This is a genomic window from Methanoculleus sp. UBA413, assembly GCF_002502935.1.
Taxonomy (GTDB): domain Archaea; phylum Halobacteriota; class Methanomicrobia; order Methanomicrobiales; family Methanoculleaceae; genus Methanoculleus; species Methanoculleus bourgensis.
In genome coordinates, this window is the sequence record NZ_DAQR01000108.1 from 1 (window position 1) to 11,221 (window position 11,221).

Sequence of the window (11,221 nt, forward strand, 5' to 3'; positions counted from 1 at the left end):
CCGAGGAACGTCCGCTCCGGGACGGCAAACGACGCACCCCGGTCCTCGCACATCACACCGAGCATCTCCTGCAGCCGCGCGTTCGCACCGACCCCACCGACCAGCAGCACCTCGTCCTTGCCGGCATGCGCAAGCGCCCGCTCGGTCACCTCGACGCACATCGCAAACGCGGTCTCCTGCAGACCGTTGCAGACATCCTCGAGTGCAGCCGTGCTCTCCTGGGCGGCGCTGACGAGCCCGGAGAAGGCAAGGTCCATTCCTTTCACCGTATACGGGAGCTCGATATACTCCCCCTGCCGGGCAAGCCTCTCGATGACCGGGCCGCCCGGGTGCGGGAGGTCGTGGCTCCGGGCGAACTTGTCGAGCGCGTTCCCGAGCCCAATATCCAGCGTCTCCCCGAAGATCCGGTAGCGGCCGTTTAAGTAGCCGAGCACCTGCGTGTTGGCGCCGCTCGCGTAGAGGACGATTGGATCGGAAAAACCGGTCGCCCACCTCCCGATCTCGACGTGCGCCACGCAGTGGTTGACGCCGATGAGCGGCACACCGAGCGCGATCGAAAGGGCTCGCGCGGCGGTCGCCACCGTCCGGAGGGACGGGCCGAGACCGGGTCCCTGGGAGAAGGCGACCGCCCGGATCCGCTCCGGCTCAGTAAGCACCCGGGATATGACCTCCTTCATCATCGACGCATGGTGCTGCGCGGCCTCCCTTGGATGGATCCCGCCTTTCGGCGGGACATAGGGCGCTGAGTGGAGGGCGACCAGGTCTTCTCCAAAGAGGGCGGCGCTGAGATTCCAGGCCGTCCCCTCAAGCCCCAGCACCAGCCCGTCCTCAGGTATTACATCAGGCATAAAACAGGTATCGCTCCATGGTATGAAAACGCGGTTACGGCCATGGCCTGCAGGCGGGAGCAGGTAACGTGCAGCCGTGACCGTATGTTGGTATCAGAAGGTGAAGAACCTACTTACTTCCGGAACTCGGTGTAGCCACACTTGCCGCAGGCCACCCGGTCCTTGTGCTCGGCCATCAGCACGCCAGGGCCGCACCGGGGGCAGTGCCGCTTCTGCAGGACTACCTTATCGCCCTTGACCTCGTAGCACTCGTGTCTCTTGACCGCCATGCTCTTCACGCCTCGCTCTCGACCTTCGGTTCGCCGCGCTTGAGCAGGTAGTCCCGCTCCGTCGACTTTCTGCTCTCCTCGTCGTCGTAGATACGGGCACGCCCGGTGACTTCCATCTTTCCGAACCGGGTCTTCAGCGAGTCCAGCACAAGGAGGTTCTCGTTCTTATTCAGCATCGCGGCGAGCTTCTCCTGGATGCTCTTCCGCGAGGGTGTCGGGCCGTCGAAGGTGAGCGTAAACACAAGCTCCCTCCGGTTCAACACCTCGTTCCTCACGTCACGGGTAATTTCGAACTCCATCGATATCCCTAAAATGTTGTTGGCAGATTTATTTAAACTCTGGGATGGCGCGCTGACACCGGTTCAGCCGCGGGGCTCACTCACGCACAAAAGCCTTCAGAATAGTCTCCGCTTCCCGCTTCGCCGACGCATCAACGATCCTGAGGACGACACCCTCCCCGGGCTGGCCGTAGAGGACGGCCGCTCCCGACGGCGCGGCGAGGACGAGCGGGATGACCGCAAGATCCTCCTCACCGTCGACGAAGATCACCCCCGGCGGATCACGGATCACCTCATCAATCGCGTCCACGAGTTCGTCGGTGATCGTGCCCGCGGGGTTTTTCGCCGTTATCCTCCTTGCCTGGAGCAGGGGCGAGCGGGTGCAGGGGGTGCGCATCGTGTAGCCGTCGATGATGGCGATATCAGGGACAATGCCCGCGCTAAGGAGGTTGTGAGTCACCACATCCCCGACAGCGTAGATCGCCCGACCCTCGATCAGGGGGAGGAGTTCCCCGATATCACGGTAGAGGGTGCCGAATGGTATTTTCAGGAGATCCCGGTGCGCCTCGGGAAGTCGGAGCATCAGCGGACCTTCAGGGCGTACCGGCCGGGAAGGGTGATGTTCATCTTCTTTGCGATATCCGAGTGCTCGGGATCGATGATCACCACATACCCCGCCCAGTCTTCGCTCAGGTTAGCCGTGCCGCAGATCACACAGGACCCCCCTTCGACAACCCGGTGACACTCGCGGCAGACCCGGACAACCTTCTTACGCACGACCATTATGCCGCTCCTTTCCCTTTCTCCTCTTCAAATTCCTCTTCCAGCCAGACCGAGGTCCCAAGGCCCGACTGCCGCATGGTAAGGCCGATCTTGCTCTCCCGGGGCTCGCGCTCGTTGAGCGAGAGCGCGACGACCCGCGCCCGGACGCCGTCGCCCACAGCGATATACCGCTTCGAGTCCTGGCAGATCAGCCTGCCGTTCTTCTCGTCGTAGTTGATATATTCATCTGATATCTGGCTCACGTGGAGCATGGCGTCGATCGGGCCGAGGCTGATGAATGCTCCGAAGCTCGTCGTCTCCACCACCTCGCCCTCGATCACTTCCTGGAGCGCCAGGCGGAGCACCACCGCCTCGAACCTGACGTCGTAATAGACGGCGCCGTCACCCGGGATCAGTTCCCCCTCGCCGATATCGAGAACCTTCGTGACCGCAATGAAGATGCCGATCTCCTTTGCGATGCTGCCTTCCAGCTGTTCCTGCAGTACGTTGAGGATGACCGCATCAAGGTCCTCCCCGAGGCGGTGGGGCGGAACCCGCACCTTGTCCTCCAGTGTCATCTTAAAATACATGGTTTTTCACCTATCCCCTCATCAGGTCCAGTGTTTTTTGTTTTCGCATTGAAACAACGCTAGTTCCCTCACGGAGGAGGGCATTCCGGAGCTCCCGGTCGTTCGTCACCACGACACACCCCTCCCGCCGGGCATACTCAAGCACCCTCTCGTCCACACTCTCTGCGCTACTCCCGCTCGGCACGATTGTCGAGCGCCGGGCCAGCGCCAGGCCCACACGGGCCGCGACAGCATCCCGGCCGCCGCCCCGGGCGAGCCCGGAGAGCTCGCCGACCACCTCTTCGAGCGTGACCAGCTCAAAATCCCCGAAGAGACCCAGAAGTTCACCATACAGGTCAATCCCGAACTGGACCGGCATCAGGAGGGCGTTGGTATCGAGGAGAACCCTCACTCGACCAGAACACCCATGCCGATCAGCCGCCATCGCCCGCCGACCTGTCTGCTGATGGCAATCCGTGATCCAACCTCCGCACAGACCGCCCGCTTCAGCTGGACCTCCATCTGGTTCTTCCTCGCGTTCACGACCACGCCGACGGTGACGGCGGTGCCGACCGAGAGCATCAGCGGTTCCTTATGCTTGAGCGGTTCAATGACCTGTTCGCTGTCTGCGCCGACCACACGGTCCATGAGCGTAACGTCAAACTTCAGCCGGTCCCAGACCGGTGGCAGTTCCCCGATACGCCCGGCAACCTGCCCGGCGAGAGCGTCGCTCTTCGTCAGTGCCGGATCGAGTTTCGTCGCGATGCCGAGGAGACCGCCGGGCGCCGCCTCGGTCACCTTGACCTTTCCGGCGTTGATGGAGGTGATCTTTGTTGTTATCGGCTCCCACTTCATCCGGTTCTCGACCTGAACCTGCCGGCCGGGCCTGATCTCGATCTCGTCCCCCTCCCGGAGGACGCCGCGGACGAGCGAGCCCCCGATGACGCCGCCCTTCACGTCCCTCCAGCTGCCGCCGGGTTTGTTGATATCAAACGACCGCGCAATGAGCAGCACCGGGTCGATCTCCGGGTCGCGGGCAGGCTCCGGGATGACCTCATTCAGGGTCTGGATCAGGGCGCCGACGTTGATTCCCCTCTGTGCCGAGACGGGGATGATGGGTGCGTTTTCAGCGATGGTTCCTTTGATGAACCTCTTTATCTGTTTATAGTGCTCCAGCGCCTCGGCCTGGGTGACCACATCAATCTTGTTCTGGACGATGACGATCTTTTTAATGCCGATCAGTTCGAGCGCCATCAGGTGTTCCTTGGTCTGGGGCTGAGGGCAGGACTCGTTTGCAGCAATGACGAGCATTGCCCCGTCCATCAGTGCTGAGCCGGAGAGCATCGTCGCCATCAGTGTCTCGTGGCCCGGGGCATCGACGAATGAGACCGTCCGGAACGGGACCGCGCGACCTCCGCAGACCGGGCATTCGGCCTGGGATGTGTATGCCTCAGCCCCCTCGCACTTCTCGCACTTATAAAACGTCGTGTCTGCGTAGCCGAGCCGGATGGAGATGCCGCGCTTGATCTCCTCGCTGTGCCTGTCCGTCCAGGTACCGGTCAGCGCGCTGACCAGGGTGGTCTTGCCGTGATCGACATGACCTACGAGCCCAATATTGACACCGGGAATGAATGCATCTCGCAAAAGTTTTCGAACCTCCTTATCCAATATATAGTGACACTACTTATACATAATCAGTAGGGATTACCTTTCCGCTCCCTGCCGGCATTCGTATAGCGCCCATGACCCTCTTTCCCGTTGCTCATGATGCATACGAAGTATGAAGAACACCCCCTGGGACTAGCGAAAATTTATACCTTATAAATATAGATATGAAAACTGATCAGAATATGTCAGGCGATACCGAACTTTCACGTATCGGGATCTCTCTACCCAAGAACCTTCTTGATAAATTCGACGAGATCCTGAGCCTCCGGGGGTATTCCTCCCGTTCAGAAGGGATACGGGACTCAATACGGAGTTACATTACGTACTACCAGTGGATCTCAGATGTCAAAGGGGAGCGCCAGGGTGTCATCACCATGGTCTATGACCATGACCAGCGGGGGCTGCTCGAGACACTCACCGAGATCCAGCATGAATATGCTCAGATCATCCAGGCATCCCTTCACTCACATATCACCCACAACAGGTGTCTTGAGGTGATCCTGCTCCGCGGGGATGGAACGGTGCTGAAGGATATTACGGAACGGTTGATGTCGCAGAAGGGTGTCGAGGCGGTGAAACTCACCACCATACCGCTTGAGGGTTAGCCGCCGCCCTCACAACTCTGGTCGGTCCCCTTCTCCCAGACCTCTTTCAGCTGTTTCTGGAGTTCCTTCCTTTCCTCGAGGTACTCCTCGAGACTACGCTCCACTCTCTCTACCTTCCCGGCCACGCGGTCGACGCTGACGAGCTCGTCTACCCGGTAGTAGAGGCCGGTGCTGTCGAGTTCGGCATACTGCCGGCCGTCGATCTCCTCGACCCGCAGGACCTTCCCGGTCGTGCCGGTGCGGGGATACCGGACGACTGCACCTACTGCCACGTCATCCGTGATCATACATGGTAGGGTACATCTGTCATACTATTAAGGTATCACCTCCAAGGGATCCTGGATGGTAATCACGATTCGCCCGGTAGAGAAACAGTACTTCGACGGAACACACCGTTACCGGTCTCCCGAGGAGACGTATGCTGCCGTTGAGCCGTTGATGGCAGAGATCGGTGTTTCCGAGGTCATCGATGTCACCCCCCTGGATCGTCTCGGGATCCCGGTCTTCTCGGCGGTCCGTCCGGGAGCGGCCCGGGGAGCTGTCCGTGTCCACGCGGGAAAGGGAAAGGAACCGATCCACGCCCGTGTCTCAGCGATGATGGAGGCGCTCGAGCGTTACTGCGCCGAGTACCGGGGTGACCGGATGGAGTATGCGACCTACGAGGAGATCAGTCCGGGACGGGCCGTGCACCCTGAAGACCTGATCATCCCGCGGAAACTCGAACAGGGGGAGAAACTCCACTGGACGCAGGCATGGGATATCCTGAACGATGAAGAGGTCTATGTCCCGAGTAACGCCGTCTTCCACCCCTACGACTCGCTCGGCATGGCCATGCCGCTCTTCCGGAGCGACTCGAACGGGCTTGCATCAGGGAACATCATGGAGGAGGCGATCCTGCACGCACTCTTTGAGGTGATCGAGCGGGACGCGCTCAGCCTCGCCGACCAGAAGCGTGACCTCGGCTGCCGCCTCACCATCAAAAACGACTGCGCCGCCCGGCAGGTCCTCGACCGGTTCGAGGAGAACGGGATCGATATCCACCTCTGGCTGCTCACCGGGAGGACCCCTGTCCCCACCGTCGCGGCCGCCGCGGACGACACCGTCACGAAGGACCCGGCGATGATCGTCATCGGGTCGGGGACGCACACCTCCCCTGAGATTGCAGCGCTCCGCGCCCTGACCGAGGTCGCCCAGAGCCGGGGGAGTTACCTCCAGGGCGGCCGCAACGACCCCCGACGGGAGATGGTCATCAGGAAGGCGGGCTACGAGCGGCTGAAGCGGATTAACAGGATGTGGTTTGCGGACGCAGAGGCCGTCGATATCAGGGACGTCCCCGACGCGAGCACCGAACGGTTCGACCTCGACATCGAACGGGTGCTTCAGGAGGTCAGCCCCTACACGGACCGGGTCTGCGTCTGCGACCTCTCAAGGACCCCGGTGCCGGTGGTGCGTGTTGTCGTCCCCGGGTTTGAGGTGTCATACATGGACCCGGACCGGCGGCACCCCGCGCAGGGGTGAGAATCTCAATGGGGTGAAGCCCCTTCGCGGGCAACGCGTGAGACCCTATCACCCCCATACTGAAAACTCACGCGAAGGCGCGAAGAGCGCGAAGGACGATGGAGGGGTTGGCAACACCCCTTCCGTGCCGCTGTATCGGCCCTGAGTGGGTTCTCCCTCAGCAGAACCCGACTTTCTTTAGGATCTCCACAACCCCTTCCGTGCTCCGGTGCGGGGACCGTTCATTAGCGGGAACAAACCGCTTGCCCCGCAAGGCGGCAAATATCGCCTCGATCGCCTTCCCGTGCGACGGGCCGTACCCTCCCTCGAGCGTCAGCGCGAGAGGCAGGTCAGTGCCGTCGATCAGCATCCCGGCGAGCACGCCGAAGTCTTCAGGTTCGAGGTTCATGTGCCCGTGCTCGTCGTCGGCGAGGGCGTCCTGCCCTGCTGAGACGATCAGGGCGTCAGGCCGGAACCGGGCCAGTGCCGGGACAAAGACCTCCCGAAAGACGAGTTGATAGTCGGCGATGGTGGAGCCCGCCGCAAGCGGGGCGTTGAGGGTGTAGCCCCGACCTGCACCGGTGCCGATCTCGTCCACCCACCCGGTCTTCGGGAAACTGTCCTCCTCGTGCACCGAGCAGAAGAGCACTTGATCACTCCCGTAAAAGATCGTCTGCGTGCCGTTGCCGTGGTGCAGGTCCCAGTCGAGGATCGCCACCCGGTCAACCGACTCAAGCGCTCTGGCCGCCGCGACGGCGGCGTTATTGAAGATACAGAACCCCATCGACCGGTCGGGACCGGCATGGTGTCCCGGCGGACGGACAAGGGCAAACGAATGCTCGCCGTCGAGCGTCCTCTCCACCGCTGCAGAGGCCGAACCGGCGGCGTACGAGGCCACATCGAACGAGTGGCGGGTAACGTAGGTATTCGGGTCTAAAAAACAGGTTCCCCGTGCGATCTCCTGCACCCAGCGGATATGCTGCGGGCGGTGGACCCGCTCCAGGTCCCCCTCGGTGGCCCGGACCGGAGCGCGCCACTTCACGCCGTCGGGAACCCCGGAGAGGGCCGCCCGTAACCGGGAGCCCGTCTCGGGGTGAAGTTCCATATCGTGTCTGGCAAAGACGTCACCGTAGATGACCGAACACTGCATCCTCTGTTAGTTGATGGTGTGCCCCTGCTGGATATCTTCTTCGGTGACATCGAATGTCTGCCCGGTGCCTGCGATCCGGTAGGGGCCGGTCGTCTTCACCTCACCCGACCACCCGGACGTCGCGTACGGGACGACGAACTCACCGTTCACGCTCTCCTGGCGGTAGGTGAACGCCCGGCCGGTGTTCGTCGTGACCGGCACCTCGATGATACCATCGCCCTTGATGTGGGCACCCGGGACATACTCGAATATCTTGATGACCTTCAGGTTGGGTCCGTCTGCGCCGGCGTTGACAAAGACGTTCTGAGGCGTCTCGTGGACGAGCCGGTAGTGCTGGAGCGCCGGCACCCGCTCGACCGGGTGGAGAATCGAATCTGCCCGGATCTCGTGGAAGAGGTTCAGCAGCGTTGCGGCAGACCCTGCCGGAGCGCTCTTGTTGTACGCCTCCACCGCGGCCGCGGCTGCGGTGGCGTTCATCTGCTCCATACGCGTGACGACCGGGAGAGAGTTGTTCACCGTGCCCGGTTCGCGGTACTCGGCGTAGAGCACCTCCGATGTCGGGTCGGTCATGGACCCGTCGAGGTTATGGAGGCGGGCGATCATCGTCAGGTAGTACTGCTGCGTGTAGAACGGCACCGCCTGGTAACTCGTCGAGCCTGCGCTCGCGGGGAGGAGGAAGTAGGGCTGGAACGGCGTTGTCCTCACCTTCTGGTCTGCCCACGTCGCCGGCGCGTGGAACTTCCCGGTAGCGATCTCGTGAGTGGTTATGACGTAGCGGGTGCCGATGTTGTCGAGAATCTGGTTTGCCTTCTCCTCAGAGGTCGAGGTGAGGTAGACCGCGGAGCCGTTCGGCCCGGCAACCCCGTGCTGGAAGGGGTTGTTGTTCGGGATCCGTTTTGAGACGAAGGTTATCAAGTGACCGTAGTCCCACCAGGACATGACGCCGTAGGACTCCTCGGGGTAGGTGAAGGTCTCCCCGTCATGAATAGCGTAGTAGTCGACACCCGGGTCGGGGGTGTTTGCACTCATCCACTCCAGGGTCTCCATCCACTGTGAGTCGATGCCACCGTATTTTACGGTTTTTGCCATATCAAGGGTCGTCCCGAAGCAGATTCCCCCAAAGAGGAGCGTCACGACGACGACCGCAGCGAACGCCCCCACCTTGAGGGGGTCGGGCCGGTCCTTCGGGGGGACTTTCGGCTTCCCGGTATCCCTGGATCTCGCTCCCTTCTTCCCCTTCTTTGCTTTCTCCTGTCTCTCCACGGGTTCGGGGGCATCATCCCCGCTTCCCGGGCGGAGGAGGCGTACGGCATCCTTCCATGTCACGTTGATGACCGCCCCTGCAAAGATCGCGGCGAGCAGGGCGATGTTTGCGGCGAGGTAGTACTCGTAGCGGAGATGCGCGGCCGTCGATGCGAGGATGATCCCTGTCCAGATGAGAACAAAGACGTGGCCTGGGTTCGCCTTCTCGCGGCTCCACCAGATCAGGGTGGCAGCGCCGCCTGCCGCAAGCACAAGGCCCCAGTGGAACGTCGACCAGGCCGCCTCAAACGACCAGGCCCGCGCCTCCATGACGGTCGTGGTGACAGGCGCCTCGCCGAAGAAGGAGATGAGGCTCGATATCAGGAGGTTGTAGACCTCAGGCAGGGCAACAAAGAGCACTGCGACGGCGAGGGCCGCGAGGGCCGCGAGCGCGGCCGGGAAGCAGTACTTTGGCCGCTCTTTTAAGAAGACCGAGAGCCCGTAGAGCGCGAGCGTTCCGGCGATGAGGGCAGCGCAGGCAATAACGTGCCCGATGGTGTACCGGGAGAGGTCGAGGCCGGGGTGCGGGAAGCCGAACGCCACTGTTCCGAGGACCACAACGCCGAAGGTGACGACGTTTACGAGGACCAGGTAGTCGCTTGATTGGTCCTGGAAGAAATCCAGGAGAACCTGAACCAGGGTGAAGGCCGCAACGATGAGCGCGAAGAGGATCATCGTCGGCATATTGAAGTAGCCGAGGAGGTAGCCAATCCCCGCGAGTGCCGCCATTATCACCGGTATCTTCAGGGCTTCAAGGTTTTTGGGGGAGAGCGGCCGGTCCCGTGCGGCGAGCAGCGCCGCAATGTAGGCGAGGACAAAGATCGTCGAAAAGAGCGTCTCGGCGATGTGGTGGTCGACGAAGGCGAATATTGAGCGGTAGGCGTAGTTCCCGGAGATGACCGCAATCAGGCCTGCCGCGATGAGACCGGTCTTCCAGTCGGCAAGTTTTCTTGCGAGCAGGTAGGTGACCGGCACCATCGCCGCACCCATCAGCGGTGGGACCCAGGATGCCACCACCAGGATCTCAGGGCGCGTTGTTGCCCCGGCGAGGATGCAGAGCGCCGATATGATCTGGATAAAGAGCGGTCCCCAGTAGATGACATCGCCGGTCGGGTAGAGCGTCATGGCATCGAACCAGGCGTAGCCGGGGAAGTTGGCGACGACCTGCTCGACCTGGCGGAGGTTATACCAGGGATCGACACCCAGGAGGTTGACGCCTTCGGGCGTCACCATATCAGCCGCCGGAATGAAACCCCGCATCCAGATCACGAGCAGGGTGAACAGAACAACAAAACCTATGACAATATATGGTCGGTATTTACTGAGATCCACGTGAGCCATCGGACCCTCCTTGTTACGAATCTGTTTCCCTTCGAACCATTAATAACCTTGGCGTATCCCGGAGAGAGGAGATTTGGGGTGTTATCAGGGGTTTTTCGTCAGTCGCAGAAAGATCTTCTCAAACGCCTCTGCTTTCCTCTTCCAGCTGTGCTCCTCCATCCCAACCGGGCGCCCTTCCGGGGCGAGAGACAGTTCATCGACCTTCTCCACGAACTCTTCCCTGTTCCGGTAGACGGCGATGTGGTCGCCGCCCATCCGGAGCATATCAGGGATGGGGGTGGAGAGGATCGCCTTCCCGCAGGCCGAGTACTCGAAGTACTTGTTGGGGAGAGCGATATCGACCCACTGGGGAGGGGAGAGCGGGATGAGGCAGAGGTCCATCGGTGCGATGTAGCCAGGGAGGTCGCGATACTCAACGGCCCCGGTGAAGTGCACCCGCCTGCTAACCCCAAGGTCTGCCGCGAGGGCGCGGAGGTCGTCGATGTAGCCGGTGAAGAGCGAACCCCCGACAATCAGGAGTTCTGCGTTCCCGTGTCGTGCGAGGATCTCCGGGAACGCCCTGATCACCTCATCGAGTGCGTACCACCGCTCGATTGCCCCCGCAAACCCGAGCACGAACGCATCGGGGGCAATCCCGAGGGTCTGGCGCATCGACCCCCCGTCCATCGGGCGGAAGAGGTCGGTGTTGACGCCGTTCGTGATCAGTTCTGCCTCATAGCCGTACGTCCGGAGCTTCTCGACGAGTCCGGGCGAGACCGTCGTGATGACGTCGCTGTGGTCGAGGTTGTAGCGGGTTATGGTGAGGACGCCTTCCCGGAGCAGCCACTGCACGGCCGGGTTCTTGTAGTACGCGGCGGCTGAGTCGGGGAACCAGTCCTTCAGGTCGAAGACCACCGGCACACCGAACTTCTTTGCCGCACGGACCATCGCCG

14 protein-coding genes are annotated in these 11,221 nt (G+C 61.7%); 2 read left to right on the top strand and 12 right to left on the bottom strand.

All coding sequences use genetic code 11. The features are described 5' to 3' along the window. The 8 genes from BP858_RS08735 to BP858_RS08770 all read right to left on the bottom strand — a co-directional run. On the bottom strand, positions 1-848 hold an 848-nt coding region (locus BP858_RS08735; RefSeq protein ID WP_286879315.1), incomplete at its 3' end, for a bifunctional N(6)-L-threonylcarbamoyladenine synthase/serine/threonine protein kinase. 113 nt (positions 849-961) lie between these two features. After that, positions 962-1,117 carry a 30S ribosomal protein S27ae gene (locus BP858_RS08740; protein ID WP_014867313.1) on the bottom strand — a complete coding sequence of 52 codons (156 nt, stop codon included), beginning with the start codon at positions 1,115-1,117 and terminating at the stop codon, positions 962-964. A gap of 5 nt (positions 1,118-1,122) precedes the next feature. Further along, a complete protein-coding gene (locus BP858_RS08745) occupies positions 1,123-1,416 on the bottom strand; it encodes a 30S ribosomal protein S24e (protein WP_014867314.1) in 294 nt (97 codons plus the stop codon). Between the two features lie 76 nt (positions 1,417-1,492). Further along, a complete protein-coding gene (locus tag BP858_RS08750; protein WP_014867315.1) occupies positions 1,493-1,978 on the bottom strand; it encodes a GTP-dependent dephospho-CoA kinase family protein in 486 nt (161 codons plus the stop codon). Next, a complete protein-coding gene (gene spt4 / locus BP858_RS08755; protein ID WP_014867316.1) occupies positions 1,978-2,178 on the bottom strand; it encodes a transcription elongation factor subunit Spt4 in 201 nt (66 codons plus the stop codon). The genes BP858_RS08750 and spt4 overlap by 1 nt, the downstream gene beginning before the upstream one ends. Continuing rightward, positions 2,178-2,747 carry a DNA-directed RNA polymerase gene (locus BP858_RS08760; protein ID WP_014867317.1) on the bottom strand — a complete coding sequence of 190 codons (570 nt, stop codon included), beginning with the start codon at positions 2,745-2,747 and terminating at the stop codon, positions 2,178-2,180. Before BP858_RS08760 ends, spt4 begins: the two co-directional genes overlap by 1 nt. A 10-nt stretch (positions 2,748-2,757) precedes the next feature. Next, a complete protein-coding gene (locus BP858_RS08765; protein ID WP_156147588.1) occupies positions 2,758-3,138 on the bottom strand; it encodes a PIN domain-containing protein in 381 nt (126 codons plus the stop codon). Then, on the bottom strand, positions 3,135-4,370 hold the full coding sequence (locus BP858_RS08770) for a translation initiation factor IF-2 subunit gamma (protein ID WP_074174848.1): 1,236 nt from the start codon (positions 4,368-4,370) through the stop codon (positions 3,135-3,137). The genes BP858_RS08765 and BP858_RS08770 overlap by 4 nt, the downstream gene beginning before the upstream one ends. A gap of 206 nt (positions 4,371-4,576) precedes the next feature. Here BP858_RS08770 and nikR point away from each other — a divergent pair, with 206 nt between their 5' ends. Beyond that, a complete protein-coding gene (gene nikR / locus BP858_RS08775) occupies positions 4,577-4,999 on the top strand; it encodes a nickel-responsive transcriptional regulator NikR (RefSeq protein ID WP_014867320.1) in 423 nt (140 codons plus the stop codon). On the opposite strand, the gene BP858_RS08780 is transcribed toward nikR, so the two are convergent. Beyond that, complete coding sequence (locus BP858_RS08780; RefSeq protein ID WP_214166465.1) at positions 4,996-5,286, bottom strand: DUF2098 domain-containing protein; 291 nt, start codon at positions 5,284-5,286, stop codon at positions 4,996-4,998. The genes nikR and BP858_RS08780 overlap by 4 nt on opposite strands. Positions 5,287-5,341: 55 nt before the next feature. Here BP858_RS08780 and BP858_RS08785 point away from each other — a divergent pair, with 55 nt between their 5' ends. After that, positions 5,342-6,517, top strand: a complete 1,176-nt coding sequence (locus BP858_RS08785; protein WP_286879316.1) for a YcaO-related McrA-glycine thioamidation protein — start codon at positions 5,342-5,344, stop codon at positions 6,515-6,517. 157 nt (positions 6,518-6,674) lie between these two features. On the opposite strand, the gene BP858_RS08790 is transcribed toward BP858_RS08785, so the two are convergent. From BP858_RS08790 to BP858_RS08800, 3 genes are all read right to left on the bottom strand, one after another. Beyond that, a complete protein-coding gene (locus BP858_RS08790; RefSeq protein ID WP_214166463.1) occupies positions 6,675-7,646 on the bottom strand; it encodes a histone deacetylase family protein in 972 nt (323 codons plus the stop codon). Between the two features lie 6 nt (positions 7,647-7,652). Further along, positions 7,653-10,289, bottom strand: a complete 2,637-nt coding sequence (locus BP858_RS08795; RefSeq protein WP_286879317.1) for an oligosaccharyl transferase, archaeosortase A system-associated — start codon at positions 10,287-10,289, stop codon at positions 7,653-7,655. An 84-nt stretch (positions 10,290-10,373) separates the two neighbouring features. Further along, positions 10,374-11,221, bottom strand: an 848-nt coding sequence (locus tag BP858_RS08800; protein ID WP_286879318.1) for a glycosyltransferase, incomplete at its 5' end; no start/stop codon positions are given.